We start from the raw sequence: 17547 nt of genomic DNA, 5'->3' as shown, positions 1-17547 counted from the left end.
ACCATCCTTGTCGTGACCCACCTGCGCATCCAGCCGACTGCCCTTGCGGCCGTTGCCACCCGCCCCGGTCAGCGGCGGGGTGGGCGCGGGTGGGCGGCCCATGCGGCGCTGGTGTGGCTGGTGCTGGCGCTGGCCTGGGTGCCCACCATCGGTCGCCTGCACCAGATCGCCCATGCCCAGCCGCTGGCGCAGATCCATACCGGCCATGGCCCGCTGGCCGTGGTGGAGCATGCGTCCGCCCATGCACCGGGCTTGCTCGGCGGCTTCCTGTCCAGCCACAGCCTGGTGGATTGCCTCTTGCTCGACCAGCTCGCGCTGGGCGATACCTTGCACAGCGCCGCACCGGCGCTGCTGCCCAGCTTGCCGGCCCTGGCGCCGGTGGCCACGCACGCCGAGCGCGTGCAGGCGCGCCATGTCGCGCTGTTTCAGGCGCGCGGGCCGCCCGCCTTGCGGGGCTGAAGACTCTGCCTTTGCCATCCCTGCCGCACTGCGCAGGGGCTGGCGCGTGCATCCGGCTCCCTTCCCCTTGATCCCCCTGATCCCCTAGCGGCAGCTGCCTGGAATCCAGGCGGCTCAGCCGTGCGTCCCCTTTTTTCTCCATGCCTGCCCGGCAGCATGAATGCGCGCACCTGCGCCTGGCCTTTGCCTACGAACACCATGACGACACCACAACGCCACTCCACCCCTCGCCGTACTGCCCTGCGTCCCACCTTGCATCCTGTGGCCCTGGCCGCCATGCTGGCGATCTCGTCGGGCGGCAGCTTCGCCCAGACGGCGCCCCCCGCTGCCCCCGGCACCGCAGCCAACGCCTCCAGCCTGCCTTCCGTCACGGTGTCCGCCAGCGGCCTGCAACTGGGCGCCAGCGAAATGACCACGCCGGTGAGCGTGCTCGAGGGCGACGAACTCGTGCGCCGCCGCGAGGCCACGCTGGGCGAAACCCTCAACAGCGAGCCGGGCATCACCAGCAGCCACTTCGGCGCGGGCGCAAGCCGCCCCATCATCCGCGGCATGGACGGCCCGCGCGTGAAGGTGCTGTCCGATGGTGCCGAGCTGCACGACGCCTCGACCATCAGCCCCGACCACGCCGTGGTGTCGGAGCCCTTGCTGGCCACGCAGATCGAAGTGCTGCGCGGCCCTTCGGCCCTGGTGTATGGCAATGGCGCCGTGGGCGGCGTGGTCAACGTGCTCGATGGCAAGATTCCCACCGCCGTCCCGCAAAAGGGCTATGAAGGCAGCGCCGAGCTGCGTGCCAACACCGGTGCGCGCGAGGGGGCAGGGGCCTTCTCGCTGACCGGCGGCACCGGCAATCTGGCCGTGCATGTGGAAGGCGTTTCGCGCGATGCCGGCGACTACCGCGTGGGCAAGGGCTGGGCGCCCAATGGCGAGCCCGCGCGCAAGGTGCTGGGCAGCTTCAACCGCACCGACACCGGCAGCGTCGGCCTGTCGTGGGTGGGTGACCGGGGCTACCTGGGTGCCGCCTACACGCGCCAGACGGCACGCTATGGCCTGCCCGGCCACAACCACAGCTTCGAGGGCTGCCACACCCACGGCAACAGCCTGCACTGCGGCGAGCACGGTGGTGAAGAGGACGGCCATGACCACGGCGCCGAGGCCGGTGATGTGCCGGTGGTGGACCTGCGCAGCGAGCGCTTCGACGTGCGCGGCGAGTTGCGCAACCCGTTTGCCGGTTTCTCTGCCCTGCGCCTGCGCGCGGGCGTGACGGACTACGTGCACGACGAGGTGGAGGACGGCGCCATCAGCACCACCTTCAAGAACAAGGCCTACGACACCCGCCTTGAGCTGCAGCACGAGCCGATTGCCGGCTTCAAGGGCGTGTTCGGCCTGCAGACGTCGCAGCGCAAGTTCAGCGCCGAGGGCGAGGAAGCCTATGTGCAGCCCACCACCACGCACAAGACCGGCCTGTTCGTGCTGGAGGAATACCGCCTGGGCGACTGGCGCTTCGAAGGCGCGCTGCGCCATGACCGCCAGACGGCCGAGGCAGAGACTTCGGGCATCGAGCGCAGCCACAACGGCACCTCGGCATCGCTGGGCGCCGTGTGGCAGTTCACGCCCGGCTATTCGCTGGGCACCTCGCTGACCCGCGCCAGCCGCGCGCCGTCGGCCGAAGAGCTGTACGCCAATGGCCTGCACATGGCCACCAGCACCTACGAGCGCGGCAATGCCGACCTGCGCTCCGAAACCTCGCAGAACATCGACCTGAGCCTGCGCAAGACCAGCGGCGACACCACCTTCGGCGTGAGCGTGTTCCGCAACCGCATCAGCAACTACATCTACGGCCGCACGCTCGACGAGGTGGACGGCCTGCAGCTGCTGCAGTATGCCCAGGCCGACGCCACCTTCACCGGCATCGAAGGCCAGGTGCGCCAGCGCCTCACGCGCAACCTGGGCGTCACGCTGTTCGGCGACACCGTGCGTGCCCGGCTGGCCGGCGGCGGCTTGCTGCCGCGCATTCCCGCCACGCGCGCCGGGGTGCGCATGGACGCCAACTGGAACGCCTGGGACGGCCAGGTCGAATGGGTGCAGGTGGCGCGCCAGAACCGCGTGGCCGAGTTTGAATCGGCCACGCCCGGCTACGGCATGCTCAACCTGGGCGTGAGCTACAGCGGCAAGTACAACGGCGAGACGCCCTGGCAGGTCTACCTCAAGGCCAACAACCTGACGGACCGCCTGGCCTATGCCCACACCTCGTTCATCAAGAACGCGGCACCGCTGATGGGCCGCAACCTGACGCTGGGTGTCAAGGTCGCGTTCTGATGACTGGGCCGGCCGCAGGGCCGGCCCAACACCCGGGGTTTACACGAAACGTATATGTTTCGTATAATTCAGCCCATGGGTATCGTTAAAATTTCCGACCAAATGCATGAGAACCTGCGCATTGCCAGCAATGCGCTGTCTCGTTCCATCAACGCTCAGGCCGAGCACTGGATGCGGGTGGGCATGCTCGCCGAGCTGCACCCCGAGCTCAGCCACAGCCAGATCTGCCAGATGCTGATCCGCGCCGAGCAGGCGGGCGGCTTTGACCTGGCCGCTTTGGCGCAGGCCTTGCCGTCCGCCGATGGCGGCAGCAAGCCCAGCGTTCAGGTAAGGCGGGTGCAGTGATGGGAGCCAGGCCCCCCCAGGTGATCATCAAGACGCCCGCCGAGATTGCCCAGTCGCGCATTGCCGCCCAGTTGGCGGCGCGGGTGCTGCAGATGATAGGCCCGTACGTGCAGCCTGGTGTCTCCACCGAGGCGCTGGACGACCGCTGCCGCGAATTCATCGTGCACGAGCTGCAGGCCATACCGGCCAACATCGGCTACCACGGCTTCACCAAGACGGTGTGCACCTCCGTCAACCACGTCGTCTGCCATGGCGTGCCGGCGGCCGACAAGGTGCTCAAGAAGGGCGACATCATCAACATCGATGTCGCCGTCATCAAGGACGGCTGGTTCGGCGACACCAGTCGCATGTACTACGTGGGTGAGCCCAACCGCCTGGCGCGGCGCCTGGTGGAGACCACCTACGAAGCCATGTGCGCCGGCATCCGCCAGGTACGCCCTGGAGCCACGTTGGGCGACGTGGGCCATGCGATCCAGAGCGTGGCCGAGCGCGAACGCTTCAGCGTGGTGCGCGACTACTGCGGCCACGGCATCGGGCAGATCTACCACGAGGACCTGCAGGTGCTGCACTACGGCACGCGCGGCCAGGGCATCACACTGGAAGAGGGCATGGTCTTCACCATCGAGCCGATGATCAACGTCGGCAAGCGCGAAACCCGCGAACTGCCCGACGGCTGGACCGTGGTCACGCGCGACCATTCCCTCTCGGCCCAGTGGGAGCACATGGTGGCCGTGACGGCCGATGGTTTCGAGGTGCTGACGGCCTGGCCCGAGGGCACGGGGAGCTATCCGTCGATTGCCTGAGCCAGCGCCCCTGAGGCGGTGGCGGGCGAGGCCATCGGTCGGGCCTCTACCGCGCCGCCTGCATCGCCTCGAACTGCTCCACCGGCATGGGCCGCGCAAACGCAAACCCCTGCAGCACATCGCACCCGGCGCCCACCAGGTAGTCGATCTGCGCCTGGGTCTCCACGCCTTCGGCCGTGACGGCCAGGCCCAGGCCGTGCGAGAGGGCGATGATGGCCTTGACGATCATCCGGCTGTGCTCCTGTTCGGGCAGGTCGCGGATGAAGCTGCGGTCGATCTTGAGCCGTTTCATCGGCAGGCGCCGCAGGTAGGCCAGCGACGAGTAGCCGGTGCCGAAGTCGTCGATGGCCAGGTGCACGCCCAGCTGGCTCAGGCGATGCAGCGTGCTGGCGCAGGCGTCCATGTTCTCCATGAGCACGGTCTCGGTCAGCTCGATCTCCAGCAGGTGGGCCGGCAGGCCTTCCTCGCGCAGGATGTCCATCACGCGCTCCAGGAACTGCGGGTCGTTAAGCTGCCGCGCCGAGACGTTGACCGCCACGCGCAAGGGGTCCTGGCTCTGTGCCTGCCATCGCGCAGCGTCCCGGCATGCCGTGTGCACCACCCAGTAGCCCAGGCGCACGATCAGGCCGCATTCCTCCGCGACCATCACCGCCTCCAGCGGCGGGATATTTCCCAGCTTGTCATGCGACCAGCGCAAGAGCGCCTCGGCACCGATCATCTTCTGGTCCCCGGCCGAAAACACCGGTTGGTAGTGCAGGGCCAGGCCTTGCCCGTCCTCCAGCACTTGGCGCAGCGCTTTCTCGATGGCATGCCGGCGCACGGCAGCGAGGTTCATGGACGCGTCGAAGCGCTCGCAGCGGTTCTTGCCGAGGTCCTTGGCGCGGTACATTGCCGTGTCGGCGCTGCTGATGAGGCTGTCCCGGTCCGGCGCGTCCCCCGGGTAGGTGGCGATGCCTGCGCTGCAGGTCACCATCACCTCCTGGTCCGACTCGACAAAGCCTTTCTCGAACACGGCGACGATCCTGCCCGCGTAGCTGCCAAGGGCTGCCTCGTCCATGTCCAGCCGCAGGATGACGGAAAACTCGTCGCCCCCCATGCGGCAGATGTCATCCTCCGCCCGCACCACCGACTGCAGGCGCTGCGCCACCTGGCGCAGCAAGCCGTCTCCGGCGGCATGGCCGAAGGTGTCGTTCAAGGCCTTGAAATTGTCCAGGTCGATGTAGACCAGCGCCAGCTTGCTCCCCAGCGTCGCGGCCCGGTTGATTTCATGCGCCAGCCGCTCGTTGAAGAAGTGCCGGTTGCCGACGCCCGTGACCGCGTCCTGGTGGGCCAGCACCTGAAGGCGGCGCTCCGCCTCGCCGACCGCTGCGCGGCTGCGCAGCACCAGCGCGGTGGCCAGCGCCATGGTGCCCCCGGCGATCAGCAGTGCGCCGCCGAAGCGGATCACCAGGTGGGTGTAGACCTCGGCCATCGACTTGCGCAGGTAGATGCTGCCCGAGCTTTTGCCCCTGAACTTCACGGGTTTGGCCATCTCCAGCAGGTACAGGCCCTGGTACTCGAAGTCCCCGTTTCCGCCACCCGGCAGTGTGCCGGGGGCCACCTGGTCGCCATCGCGCTGGTACGAGGCGAGGAGCACGCCCTGCGCATCGTAGATGCCCGCCATCAGCACCATGGGCGACGCCCTGAGGGCGCCCAGCATTTCTTCAGTGGTGTGTGCATCGCGGAACATCACGGCCGTGGAGACGTTGTCGGCCACGATGGCGGCTTCCACCCGGCTGTCCGCGAGCATGGCCTTGCGGCTGCTCCAGTAGTCGAAGGCCGTGAGGGCCAGGACCATGGTCAACAGGGCCAGTCCGGTGGCCAGCAGCCCGGTCGCCACCACGCGCGATGACAGCTGCTCGGAGTCGGCGCTGGCCGGGCTGTCGAAATTCATCGGGCCCCCCTGGACAGGCGCAGCAGGCGTGAGCTGACCGACAGGCCTGCCTTGCCGATCGCATCGGCATTGATGTCGAAGACGATGCGGTCGCCCTCCCGGTGCAGGGTAATCATGATCTCCGCCGGGGCGGTGGCCGGTTCGTCGGCGATGGTCAGCACCGCGGTTTTGCCCGGCGCGGCACGCAAGGCACGCAGGGCACGCTCCGTGTCCGCGCCATGCAGGACCAGCACACGGCAGTCGTCGAGCTCGTTGGCCTCCCAGAGCCGGATGCGGATGGGGTTGTCCTTGCGCGCGGGCCGCCCCTCCAGCGCCAGCAGGGTGCGCTTCAGGGGACTGAAGGGGGACACGCAGATGGTCCAGTCGCTGCCGGCGCGGCCGTCCCCCTGGGGCCATTCGATGAACTGGATGAAGTTGAAGACATAGGCCGCCTTCATCTCGTTTTCGCCGATCTTCTCCTGTGCACGGCCCCAGGGGCAGCACGCAAGCACGCACAGGCCCGCCAAAAGGGCTTTGTGCAGGCGGTACACGTGCAGCATGGCCTAGAAAGCGTAGGTGAGCTTGAGGCGCCAGGTTCTGCCGTCCTGCTCCATCGAATCCCCGCGGATCTCAAAGGACGCAGGGTCGGCAAACCGCTTGTCGAACAGGTTGTACACCCCGAAAGAGACATCCGTGCCCACCAGCCGGGTGGAATAGGTCAGATTGGCGACCGCATGGGCGGGCAGGCGCGATGCCAGTGTGCTGCGCGCGCCGATGGCGATGGCTTCCACCCCGTAGCGCCCTCGGGCCCAGGGGGCAGCGTCGGCGCCGCCGATGGCGCTGGACCATTGCGCCTTCAGCAGGTGCCGGGGCGAATTGGCCAGTGTTTCGCGGGTGGCGGCGTCGCGCGCCCGCTGCCAGCTGTAGGCCACGCGAAACCGGGCATCGGGCCCCAGGCGCCTCTCGATTTCCGCCTCCATCCCGAAAACGCCGGCACTGTGGGCGTCGCTGAACATGAGCCGGTCGGCCTGCGGCGCATCGCCGATGGCCAGCAGGTGCGAGACGCGCGACTTGAACACCGTGACCAGCGCCCGCGTGGCACCCGAAGGGGCGTGCTCCAGCACCAGCTCCGTGGTGCGCACGCGCTCCGAGCGCAGGCTGGTCGTGCCCACCACCCCGCCGGGAGTTTCCACGCGGTAGTCGCGCTCATAGGCGTTGGGCGGCCGGTAGGCCGTGCCATACAGCAGCTTGAGGGCCGTGGCCGGCCCCACCAGGTAAACCAGGCCCAGGCGCGGGTGCAGGCTGCCTTTGCTGTCCGAGTGCTTGCCCCAGCGCAGCCCTGCGTGCAGCACAAGGTCGGAACGCAGCGCCACTTCGTCCTGCAGGTAGATGCCCATGACATCGCCGGTGCTGCTCTTGTCCAGGTACTGTGCTGCGGGCGCCAGGTCCATGTTGCGCTGGGTGATGTCCAGATCGCGCCGGTAGTCCACGCCCCAGGAGATCTTGTGCCGCTGCAGCGCCGTGCTGACCCATTGCAGCTCCGAGCCCACCCATCGGCCACGGCCAAGGTCGCGGTTGGCGGTGACGGGTGGGTAGTCGTAGACATAGTCGCCCACGTACCGGTACTGCCCGCCATGGATGCGCGCCGTGAAATGCAGGGCCGGGCTCCACAGGTCTGCGTACTCCGCAGAGACGCGCGTGCTCGAGTCGGCCACGCGGGAGCGCGGGTCGTTGAACACCTGCGAGAAGGCGGCCGTGGGCAGGCCCTTCACGCGTTCGCCATGCGACAGGGACAGTGTCAGGCCCCCGCGCCGCACCTTGGCAAACAAGGTGGTGCTTCGGTCGTAGTCCAGCCCCTGCGCGATCCCTTGGTTCTGCTGGGGCGTATCGTAGGTGGGGTAGTAGAGGTCATCGCCCCGGGTGGTGGAGCGCGATGCGGACAGCAGCCAGTCGCCACCGTGTTCGTCCACCGTGCCCAGCGTCCAGCGCAGCTTGGCGTGGCCGTGGCTGCCCAGCTCGGTGCTGACCTGCGCACCCTTGAGCTGCCGGCCCTCGCGCGTGATGATGTTGAGCACGCCGAAAAAGGCATTCGCGCCATAGACGGCTGCACTGGGGCCGGGCACGAACTCGACGCGTTCGATCAGGTCGACGTCGATGGGGAAATCCGTGCCCACCGGCGCTTGGTCGTACAGGTTGTCATTGAACCGGACCCCGTCGACCAGCAGCAGCACCCGGGTGTTGTAGTCCCCGGGCGTGGAAAAACCGCGCATGCCCAGGTAGTGATAAGACCGGTCGTAGGACACATACAGCCCGCGCATGCTGGCCAAAATCTCGGCCAGGTTGCGGTACCCGAAGGTGCGAATGTCCTCGGCAGTCACCACGCTGACCGCGGCGGGGGCCTCCAGCGCGCTCTGCAGGTAGCGGCTCGCGGTGCGTACCTCCATCTGCATCAGTTGCTCCAGCGGCAACTGGGCGACATCGGCCTGGGCGTGGGCCCTGGGCACCAGGCAAGCGGCCATGCAGATCCCGAGGGCAAGCCGGCTGCTTCCTGCGTGGGGGGCTGTGTTGGTCATGGCATCCCTATCGAGTGGCATGTCGTGCAACTGCCACCCAGGCGCATCAGATGGCGGTAACAACTGCTTGCATGCTACTCCTCTGGTGCTCGCTGAGGCCCGTGTTTACCTTAGTTCAAGATCACCTGACCCGTGACCTCTTTCAAAGAAAATATACGCAATGCGTTTGTTTAAAAACTCATTGCGTATAATTTGACGCCATGAACAGCCAGCAAGACTTCCTGCGCGACGCCATGCGCCGCCTTAACCTGACGCGCGACGCGTTTTCCGACCGGCTGGGCGTGCGCCGGCGGGCCCTGGACACCTGGCTGCTGCCGGCCCACTCGGGCGAGGCGCGCAGCATGCCGGAGATGGTGGAAAAGTTCGTCTCCGAAATCCTCGCGCACGAGGCGCGAGACACCGGGGCCGGGCCGGGCAGGGCGCCTGCAGCCAAGCCGCTGGCCCAGCGCATCGCGGCCGAGGGCCGGCCGCACCTGCTCTCGGTGGCCCAGTTCGACCGGGGCAGCCTCGAAGAGCTGTTCCAGGTCGCCGACCTGATGCAGCCCATCGCCCGGCGCCAGAAGGTCTCACGTGTGCTTGAAGGGGCCGTGCTGGGCAGCCTGTTCTTCGAGGCCAGCACGCGCACCCGGGTGAGCTTTGGCGCGGCGTTCTGCCGCCTGGGCGGCACGGTGTGCGACACCACGGGCTTCACCTTCTCGTCCATGGCCAAGGGCGAGTCGATCTACGACACCAGCCGGGTGATGGCCGGCTATGTGGATGCGCTGGTGGTGCGCCACCCCGAGCAGGGGGCGGTGGCCGAGTTCGCGCGCGCCACCAACATCCCGGTGATCAACGCGGGCGACGGCCCGGGCGAGCACCCGAGCCAGGCCATCCTGGACCTGTACACCATCCAGCGCGAGTTCTCGCGCCTGGGCAAGCTGGTCGACGGCACGCATGTGGCCCTGGTCGGCGACCTCAAGTACGGCCGCACGGTGCACTCGCTGATCCGCCTGCTGGCGCTGTACAAGGGCCTCAAGTTCAGCCTGGTGGCCCCGCCCTCGCTGGAGATGCCTGCCTACCTGCTGGAGCTGGTGGCGCGCAACGGCCATGTGATCGAGCAGACGGCCTCGCTGGAGGAGGGGCTGCGTGGTGCCGACGTGGTCTATGCCACGCGCATCCAGAAGGAGCGCTTCGTGGGCGAAGCCATCGAGGGCTACACGCCCGAGTTCCAGGTGCGCAAGGCGCTGGTCGATGCACTGTGCAAGCCCGACACCATCCTCATGCACCCGCTGCCGCGTGACGGCCGGCCCGGCGCCAATGACCTCTCCACCGACCTCAACCACGACCCGCGCCTGGCCATTTTCCGCCAGACGGACAACGGCATCCCCATCCGCATGGCGCTGTTCGCGGTGCTGATGGGGGTGGAAAACCAGGTGGCGCGCTCCATGCGCGATGCCGGCTGGCGCTCGCCATCCCACGTGGGGCCTGATGACGCCGTGTTCGACGGGCTGGACTGACCATAAACTCCAGCGTTCATCTTCCCTTCTGCCCGCCGACCCTTCTGGCCCCGCGCCTGCCGTACCGTGAATTCCCCCGTCTTTGCCTCCCTGATCCCCGTCGTCCTGTTCATTGCCATCGGCTTCCTGTCGGGCAACCGCGGCTGGATCAGGGCAGGGTCGGTCAAGGACCTCTCTAACCTGGTGTTCATGGTGCTCACCCCAGCGCTGCTATTCAGAACCATGAGTTCGGTGCACCTGGGCGATGTGGACTTTGCGCCCATCGCCGCCTACTTCGCGGCGGCGGGGCTGGTGTTCGGCGGCACCATGGCCCTGCTGGGCTTCACCAGCCTGGCGGCGGCCCGGGCGCTGGCCAACATGTTCAGCAACACGGTGATGATCGGCGTGCCGCTGGTGGGCCTGGTGTTTGGCGAGGCGGGCCTGGTCACGCTGTTCACGCTGATATCCCTGCACGCCCTGATCCTGCTCACGGCCGCTACCGTGGTGTTCGAGCTGGCTGCGGCGCGCGAGCGGGCCGGCACCCCCGGGCACGAAGGCCGCTCCATGCTGCGCACGGTGCTCATGGCGGTGCGCAACGGCATCGTGCACCCGATTCCCCTGCCCATCATCGCCGGCCTTTTGTATGCGCAGACGGGCCTGCCGATCCCGCTGGTGATCGACAAGCCGCTGGAGCTGCTGGGCCAGGCCCTGGGGCCGCTGGCGCTGCTGCTGGTGGGGGTGACGCTGGCCTTCACCACGGTGGGCACGCATTTCCGCGCGGCCATGCGCATCGCGCTGGTCAAGTGCCTGGTGCACCCGGTGGCCATGGCGGCGGTGGGCTGGGCCATGGGCCTTACAGGCATGCCGCTGGCCGTGATGATCGTGGCCGCATCGCTGCCCGTGGGGGCCAATGTGTTCCTGTTCTCGCAGCGCTACGAGGTGGCGCAGGACGAAGTGACGGCCAGCGTGGCCGTGTCTACCGCCCTTGCGCTGATCACCATGCCGGTGGTGATCATCTTGGTGACCCGTTTTCTGGTTTAGGGCGCCAGCCGCTCCCGCACCCACTCGGCGCCGTCAAGGCGGTAGCGCAGCCGGTCGTGCAGGCGGCTCTTGCGGCCCTGCCAGAACTCCCACTGCTCGGGCTTGAGGCGGTAGCCGCCCCAGTGCGGCGGGCGCGGGGGCTTGAGCAGGAACTGCGCCCCATACTTGGCGGCGTTGGCCACCAGCACGCTGCGGCCGGGGATCACCTGGCTTTGCGGGCTGGCCCAGGCTCCGATGCGCGAGTCGAGCGGGCGGCTGGCGAAGTAGGCGTCGCTTTCCTCGTCGCTGACCTTTTCCACCACGCCCTCGATGCGCACCACGCGCTCGAGCTCCACCCAGTGGAACTGCAGCGCCGCAAACGGGTTGCCCGCGATCTGGCGGCCCTTGCGGCTCTCGTAATTGGTGAACCAGACGATGCCGCGCTCGTCGAATCCCTTGATGAGCACGATGCGCGTGCTGGGGCGCAGGTCCCCGCCCACGGTGGCCAGGGTCATGGCATTGGGTTCGGGTACCTGGGCGGAAATGGCTTCCTTGAGCCATTGATCAAACTGCTGCAGGGGTGCAGCATGCGAGGCGTCTTCGTTGAGTTCGGCGCGCTCGTAGCTCTTGCGCAGATCGGCGATGGAGGTGGTCATGGCCACGATTGTGCATCCCCACCAGACGGGCTGCGCTGTGCTGGTTGTTGCCGAATAAAAATTCGCTTATATTGGCGAGGCGATGAAACCCAAAGACGATGAAAAGCAGCGCGCCATTGCGCAGGCCACCTTTGACCTGGTGGGCCAGACGGGCCTGAGCGGGCTCACCATGGCGCAGATCGCGCGCGCTGCGGGCATTGCCACGAGCACGCTGTACGTCTACTACCCGTCCAAGGACGAGCTCATCAGCCAGCTCTACCAGGACGCCAAGACCGTCACCGCCGCGCGCATCATGGAGGGCGTGGTTGCGGGCCTGCCCTACCGTGCCCGGGTGCGCCGCATCTGGGGCAACCTGCTGCGCCACCGTCTGGACCAGCATGCCGAGGTGGTGTTCCAGGAGCAGTATTACAACTCGCCCTGGTTCACCGAGGGCAACCGCGAGTTCTCCACCCGCCTAATGGCCGGCTTTTTCGCGCTGATGCAGGAGGGCCAGCAGCAGGAGATCCTGAAGGCCGTGCCGGTGCCGCTGCTCACGGCCAGCCTGATCGGCTCGGTGCGCGAAACCGCCGGCCTGATACGCACCGGTGTCCTGCCCGACGACGAAGCCCTGCACCAGACCGCCTTCAGCCTGTGCTGGGATGCGCTCAAAGCATGAGCCGCCGATTTGCGCTTTAATCGAATCAATATTCTCTTAAAAATGCCGCGATTTCACCTGCACCTGCTGCACCTTGAGCGACGGCGATGGCGCCGCTGACCCGACGCGCTGACATATCACCGCTTTACCGTTCTACCTGCTTTCCCTCAAAAATATCCCCCACGGAGAACCCACGATGCCCACCCTCCACATCAATGGCAAAGAAACGGCTGTGGATGCCGATGAATCCACCCCCATCCTCTGGGCCCTACGCGACACGCTGGGCATGACCGGCACCAAGTTCGGCTGCGGCGCTGCGCTGTGCGGCGCCTGCACCGTGCACCTGAACGGGGCCCCGATCCGCTCGTGCATCACGCCCATCTCGGCAGCGGCGGGCCAGAAGATCACCACCATCGAGACCATCGCATCCAGCGACAAGGTGGGCAAGGCCGTGCATGCCGCCTGGGTCAAGCACGACGTGGCGCAATGCGGCTACTGCCAGAGCGGCCAGATCATGAGCGCCACGGCCTTGCTCAAGGGCAAGAAGAAGCCCAGCGACGCCGACATCGACACCGCCATGGCCGGCAACGTCTGCCGCTGCGGCACCTACGTGCGCATCCGCGCGGCCATCCACGATGCCGCCCGCACCCTGGCCTGAAGGAGAACCACACCATGCATTTCGACCCCGTGGCCGTACAGGCCCACATGCCCAAGCACCTTCTGGCCCTGATGGAGAAGGCGCAGAGCGCCGATGAATCCACCGGCCCCGGTTTTTCAGAAGGCCTGGCGCGCCGCACTTTCCTCAAGGTGACGGCGGCCTCCGGCTTTGCGCTGGGCGCGTTCCCCCTGGCTGCGGTTGCGCAGGGCGCCGCCGCGCCGGCCGCCGGCCTCAAGCCCTTCGAGCAGCCCTCGGCCTTCGTGCGCATCGAGCCCGATGGCATCGTCACGGTCACCATCAACCGGCTCGACTTCGGCCAGGGCGTGCAGACCGGCCTGCCCATGATCCTGGCCGAGGAGCTCGACGCCGACTGGTCCAAGGTGCGCAGCACGCACGGCGATGCCAACGTGGCCTATGCCGACCCGGCCTACGGCATGCATCTCACGGGCGGCTCCAACTCCATCAAGAACTCCTACACCCAGTACCGCGAACTCGGTGCCCGCACCCGCGCCATGCTGGTGTCGGCGGCTGCAGCGCAGTGGGGCGTGGATGCCTCGGCCCTGCGCACGCAGAACGGCTTTGTCGTGGGGCCGGGCGGCAAGAAGCTCGGCTACGGCGAGCTGGCCGAGGCCGCCATGAAGCTGCCCGTGCCCGAAAAAGTCACCCTGAAGGACCCCAAGCAGTTCCGCCTGATCGGCCAACCCACGGGGCGGCTCGACGCCAAGGCCAAGTCCAGCGGCCTGCAGGACTACGGCATCGACGTGCGCCTGCCCGGCATGCTGACCGCCGTGGTGGCGCGCCCGCCGGTGTTTGCGGCCAAGCTCAAGTCGCTGGACGACTCGGCCGCCAAGGCCGTCAAGGGCGTGAAGGCCGTGCTGCGCGTGCCCACCGACCGGGGCGGTGAAGGCGTGGCGGTGATCGCCGATGGCTACTGGGCGGCCAAGCAGGGCCGGGATGCGCTCAAGGTGGAGTGGGACACCAGCGCCGTGGAAAAGCCCGACACCACCGCACTGCTGGCCAGCTACCGCGAGCTTGCGGCCAAGCCCGGTCTGGTCGCCATGCAGGCCGATACGGCCCCGCTGGCCGGCGCGGCACACAAGATCAGCGCCGAGTACGTCTTCCCTTACCTGGCCCATGCGCCCATGGAGCCGCTGAACTGCACCGTGCTGCTCAATGGCGACAAGGCCGAGCTGTGGATGGGCACGCAGATGCCGGGCACGGATGCACTGGCCGCCGCCAGGGTGCTGGGCCTGCAGCCGCAGAACATCAAGGTCCACACGCAGATGGCCGGGGGCGGCTTTGGCCGCCGCGCCATTCCCACCAGCGATTACGTGGTGGAGGCGTGCGGCGTGGCCAAGGCCGCGCTGGGCGCGGGCCTCACGGCGCCGGTGCGCACGCTCTGGAGCCGCGAGGACGACATCAAGGGCGGCTACTACCGCCCCATGCACGTGCACCGCGCGGAGATCGGCTTCGACGCCCAAGGCAATATCCTCGCCTGGGACCATGTCATCGTGGGCCAGTCCATCCTCAAGGGCTCGCCGTTCGAGGCTTTCATGGTCAAGAACGGCATCGACGCCACCGCCATCGAAGGCATGAAGGAGCCCTATGATGTGCCCATGAAGCTCTCGGTGCACCACCCGCAGGTCAATGTGCCGGTACTCTGGTGGCGCAGCGTGGGCTCTACCCACACCGCCTATGCCATGGAGACGCTGATCGACGAGGTCGCCCGCACCACGAAGCAGGACCCCGTGGCCTACCGCATGCGCCTGATGGGCGACAAGCACCCGCGCCACAAGGCAGCCCTGCAACTGGCCGTGGCCCAGTCGGGCTATGGCAAGAAGAAGCTGCCCGCAGGCCGCGCCTGGGGCGTGGCGGTGCACGAATCGTTCGAATCCGTGGTGGCCTATGTGGTGGAGGCCTCGGTGAAGGACGGCACGCCCAAGCTGCACCGCATCACCGCCGGGGTGCACTGCAACCTGGTGGTCAACCCCAAGAGCGTGGAGGCCCAGGTGCAGGGCGGGGCGCTGATGGGCCTGTCGATGTGCCTGCCCGGTGGCGCCATCACCCTCAAGGACGGCGTGGTCGAGCAAAGCAATTTCGGCGACTTCGCGGTGCCGCGCATCACCGACATGCCCCAGGTGGCCGTGCACATCGTGCCCAGTGCCGACCCACCCAAGGGCATGGGCGAGCCCGGCCTGCCGCCGCTGGCGCCGGCATTCGCCAACGCCATTGCGCAGCTCACCGGCAAGACTCCGCGCGAGTTGCCCTTCAAGCTGGCGTGATGATGAAGAAGGTTGTGGTAGACCCGGACCCGTTGCCGTCCCCTGTGGTGCTGGTTCTGGCCTCGGGCCGGGGCGAGCGCTTTGCGGCCTCGGGTGGGGCCGTGCACAAGCTGAGTGCATTGCTGCGTGGCGTGCCGGTGCTGGAGCACACGCTGGCTGCCGTGCGCGAGAGCGGCTTGCCCTGGCACCTGGAAGACTCGGGCCACCCTGGCATGGGGGATTCGATTGCGGCGGCGGTGCGGGCCACGGCCACTGCACCCGGCTGGCTGGTGCTGCCGGCGGATCTGCCCCTGGTGCGGCCAGAAACCCTGCGCGGCATGGTGGGCGCGCTGTACGGGTGTGCGGTGGCCGTGCCGGTGCACCGTGGCGAGCGCGGCCACCCGGTGGCGTTTTCAGCCCTGTGCCTGCCTGGCCTGCTGGCCCTGGCGGGCGAGCAGGGCGCCGCCGGCGTGGTGCGCGAGCAGGCGCAGCAGGGCAGGTTGCGCCTGGTGGAGGTGCATGATGAAGGCACGGTGACCGATGTGGACACCGTGCAGGACCTCGCCCGGGCCGAGCAGATCCTGGCCGGAAGGCTTACTTCGCAGTGATAACCGCGCACGCCAGGCGCGGGCCGGCATTGCCGGTGGGCTGGGTGGTGTAGTCGTCGGGGTCGCGGTGCACGATCAGGCCCTTGCCGACGATGTCGTTGGCGGTGCTGCCCACGCGGATGGAGCGCGACTCGAAGCTGATCTTGGCCACGCCACCGGCGTCGGCCTTCAGGCTGGGCAGGTCGCCCGTGTGGTGCTCGGCGCCGCCGTGGCTACCGTGCGGCTTGCCACCGGGGTTGAAGTGGCCGCCGGCGCTCATGCCGTCGCCGCTGGAGCAGTCGCCTTTTTCATGGATGTGGAAGCCATGCTCGGCATTGGGCTTGAGGCCGCGCACTTCGCCCATCACCTTGACCGTCTCGCCCGTCTGGGTGAAGGTCACCATGCCGGTGGTGGCGTTGCCGCGCGTGGATTCCAGCTTGGCCACGGCCGAAGGGCCAGACGACGAAAAGGCGGCGCAGCCCGCCAGGGAGGCAGCGGCAACGGCCAGCGATGCAAAACGAAGATTCTTCATGGTTATCGACTCCTGAAAAAAGGCAGAGAAAGCACACTGCCCCGGGGCTGGGGGCAGCGGAAGCTGCGAATGGCTCTTCGCACCTTCAAGGTGCACCACTATGCCTGCTTTTTGTCGGTAAGCGAAAGCAATCTTCCCAAAGAGCGATCGTGGATGCCCATGCGGCGCAGCTCGTCGTAGGTGGCCTGGGCATAGTCGCGCGTGGTGCCGAAGCGGCCGCAGGCCTGCTCGAAGATGCGCTGGTACTCCTGGTCGGGCAGCTCGCCCGTGTGGTTTGGGCTTTTGCGCGACAGGGTGAAGGCCAGCGCCTGCACGCTGCCATGGGGCGTGTGGCAGGTAAGCCAGCGCGGGTCGTACACGCCGGTCATCATCTCGCGCTGCCACAGGTTGATCAGCACCTGGCGGGCGTGTGCCTTGTCCACCCGGAACACCATGCCCCGGCAACTGCCACCCGAGAGCATGCCGAACACCAGGCCCGGGCACTCGGGTGTGCCGCGGTTGATTCGGCTCCACATCTTCAAGGCGCGGTGCCAGCCATGCACGCGCGCAGCACGGCGCTCGGAAAAGTCGAAATCGGGGCGCCAGATCAGGGAGCCGTAGCCGAACACCCACAGGTCCTTGTGGCCACCCCATTCCTGCAGGGCCCGCTCCAGCATGGGAGCAGGGTCGCGCAACGGTGCGGGCAGATTCGTCATGGTGTCACTCTACAATCAAAGGCTTTGCACAGCACTGCATCCACTATTTTTACAGGGAGTTTCCATGTCCAGCAGTTCCGATAACGACAGCCAAGAACGTTTTGCCCTCGGTTTCCTGTTTGCGCTGATCGCGCTGGTGATTTCCATTACCGTCGGCACGGTCGTGGTCAAGCGCTCGGGCGCTGCTCCGGCCAAGGCCGCTCCTGCTGCCACCACCACCGCTGTTGCAAACAACGCGCCAGCCGCTGCGGCCGCTGACGTGGCCAGCGTGCGCGTGGACAATGGTGTGGTGAAGTTCTACTTTGCCAGCGCCAAGGCCGACGTGGCAGCCGGCGCCAACGCAGCCCTGGCCGACGTGGTCAAGGGTGTGGCCGCAGGCAAGAAGGCCGTGGTTTCGGGCTTCCATGACGCGACGGGCGACGCCGCCATCAACGCCGAGCTTGCCAAGCAGCGCGCCTACGCCGTGCGCGATGCACTCAAGGCGCTGGGCGTCGCCGAAGACAAGATCGAGCTCAAGAAGCCCGAGCAAACCACGGCCAGCGGCAACAACGCCGAAGCGCGGCGGGTGGAAGTGGCCTTGGCTGCGAGCTGATACATATGCCCACAGCCCCACGCTGCGGC

The 17547-nt window shown here is 67.5% G+C and carries 17 protein-coding genes; 11 read left to right on the top strand and 6 right to left on the bottom strand.

From position 1 onward, the window contains the following. The first annotated feature begins 12 nt into the window (after positions 1-12). From QYL93_RS06260 to map, 4 genes are all read left to right on the top strand, one after another. Positions 13-459: a hypothetical protein gene (locus QYL93_RS06260; protein WP_305742850.1), complete on the top strand. Its 447-nt coding sequence runs from the start codon at positions 13-15 to the stop codon at positions 457-459. A 198-nt stretch (positions 460-657) separates the two neighbouring features. Then, positions 658-2775, top strand: coding sequence for a TonB-dependent receptor domain-containing protein (locus tag QYL93_RS06255; RefSeq protein ID WP_370876944.1), 2118 nt, complete (start codon positions 658-660; stop codon positions 2773-2775). Positions 2776-2850: 75 nt separating this feature from the next. Beyond that, positions 2851-3120, top strand: coding sequence for a ParD-like family protein (locus tag QYL93_RS06250; protein WP_305742849.1), 270 nt, complete (start codon positions 2851-2853; stop codon positions 3118-3120). Continuing rightward, positions 3120-3923 (top strand): type I methionyl aminopeptidase, encoded by an 804-nt coding sequence (map, locus tag QYL93_RS06245; protein ID WP_305742848.1) that lies wholly within the window; start codon positions 3120-3122, stop codon positions 3921-3923. The genes QYL93_RS06250 and map overlap by 1 nt, the downstream gene beginning before the upstream one ends. Positions 3924-3969: 46 nt before the next feature. On the opposite strand, the gene QYL93_RS06240 is transcribed toward map, so the two are convergent. The 3 genes from QYL93_RS06240 to QYL93_RS06230 are packed head-to-tail and all read right to left on the bottom strand — an operon-like array spanning position 3970 to position 8408. Further along, positions 3970-5856: a bifunctional diguanylate cyclase/phosphodiesterase gene (locus tag QYL93_RS06240; protein ID WP_305742847.1), complete on the bottom strand. Its 1887-nt coding sequence runs from the start codon at positions 5854-5856 to the stop codon at positions 3970-3972. Then, the gene (locus QYL93_RS06235; RefSeq protein ID WP_305742846.1) at positions 5853-6395 is read right to left on the bottom strand and encodes a YfiR family protein; all 543 of its coding nucleotides are present in this window, start codon (positions 6393-6395) and stop codon (positions 5853-5855) included. The genes QYL93_RS06240 and QYL93_RS06235 overlap by 4 nt, the downstream gene beginning before the upstream one ends. Before the next feature lie 3 nt (positions 6396-6398). Beyond that, positions 6399-8408, bottom strand: a complete 2010-nt coding sequence (locus QYL93_RS06230; protein WP_305742845.1) for a TonB-dependent siderophore receptor — start codon at positions 8406-8408, stop codon at positions 6399-6401. A gap of 200 nt (positions 8409-8608) precedes the next feature. On the opposite strand from QYL93_RS06230, the gene QYL93_RS06225 reads away from it, so the two are divergent. Both QYL93_RS06225 and QYL93_RS06220 read left to right on the top strand, forming a co-directional pair. Continuing rightward, positions 8609-9904: an aspartate carbamoyltransferase gene (locus QYL93_RS06225; RefSeq protein WP_305742844.1), complete on the top strand. Its 1296-nt coding sequence runs from the start codon at positions 8609-8611 to the stop codon at positions 9902-9904. 66 nt (positions 9905-9970) lie between these two features. Further along, positions 9971-10924: an AEC family transporter gene (locus QYL93_RS06220; protein WP_305742843.1), complete on the top strand. Its 954-nt coding sequence runs from the start codon at positions 9971-9973 to the stop codon at positions 10922-10924. Here the strand turns inward: QYL93_RS06220 and pdxH are convergent. Beyond that, positions 10921-11559 (bottom strand): pyridoxamine 5'-phosphate oxidase, encoded by a 639-nt coding sequence (gene pdxH / locus QYL93_RS06215; RefSeq protein ID WP_305742842.1) that lies wholly within the window; start codon positions 11557-11559, stop codon positions 10921-10923. The genes QYL93_RS06220 and pdxH overlap by 4 nt on opposite strands. 82 nt (positions 11560-11641) lie before the next feature. Between pdxH and QYL93_RS06210 the strand changes: the two genes are divergently transcribed. The 4 genes from QYL93_RS06210 to QYL93_RS06195 all read left to right on the top strand — a co-directional run bounded on the left by QYL93_RS06210 (position 11642) and on the right by QYL93_RS06195 (position 15720). Continuing rightward, a complete protein-coding gene (locus tag QYL93_RS06210) occupies positions 11642-12214 on the top strand; it encodes a TetR/AcrR family transcriptional regulator (RefSeq protein ID WP_305742841.1) in 573 nt (190 codons plus the stop codon). A 175-nt stretch (positions 12215-12389) separates the two neighbouring features. After that, positions 12390-12851 (top strand): (2Fe-2S)-binding protein, encoded by a 462-nt coding sequence (locus QYL93_RS06205; RefSeq protein WP_305742840.1) that lies wholly within the window; start codon positions 12390-12392, stop codon positions 12849-12851. Positions 12852-12865: 14 nt separating this feature from the next. Then, entirely contained in the window at positions 12866-15133 is a 2268-nt protein-coding gene (locus tag QYL93_RS06200; protein WP_305742839.1) for a xanthine dehydrogenase family protein molybdopterin-binding subunit, read from the top strand. Continuing rightward, positions 15133-15720 (top strand): NTP transferase domain-containing protein, encoded by a 588-nt coding sequence (locus QYL93_RS06195; RefSeq protein ID WP_305742838.1) that lies wholly within the window; start codon positions 15133-15135, stop codon positions 15718-15720. The genes QYL93_RS06200 and QYL93_RS06195 overlap by 1 nt, the downstream gene beginning before the upstream one ends. Here the strand turns inward: QYL93_RS06195 and QYL93_RS06190 are convergent. Beyond that, positions 15707-16231: a superoxide dismutase family protein gene (locus QYL93_RS06190; RefSeq protein WP_305742837.1), complete on the bottom strand. Its 525-nt coding sequence runs from the start codon at positions 16229-16231 to the stop codon at positions 15707-15709. The two genes, QYL93_RS06195 and QYL93_RS06190, sit on opposite strands and share 14 nt — an antisense overlap. 98 nt (positions 16232-16329) lie before the next feature. Then, positions 16330-16926 (bottom strand): gamma-glutamylcyclotransferase, encoded by a 597-nt coding sequence (locus QYL93_RS06185; protein ID WP_305742836.1) that lies wholly within the window; start codon positions 16924-16926, stop codon positions 16330-16332. Positions 16927-16990: 64 nt separating this feature from the next. On the opposite strand from QYL93_RS06185, the gene QYL93_RS06180 reads away from it, so the two are divergent. Further along, entirely contained in the window at positions 16991-17518 is a 528-nt protein-coding gene (locus tag QYL93_RS06180) for an OmpA family protein (RefSeq protein WP_305742835.1), read from the top strand. The last annotated feature ends 29 nt before the right edge of the window (positions 17519-17547 follow it).

The sequence above is a fragment of the Acidovorax sp. A1169 genome, from assembly GCF_030704685.1.
Classification (GTDB): domain Bacteria; phylum Pseudomonadota; class Gammaproteobacteria; order Burkholderiales; family Burkholderiaceae_C; genus Acidovorax.
Note: the sequence above shows the minus strand (reverse complement) of the source record. Positions and strands in the feature narration are given on the sequence as shown.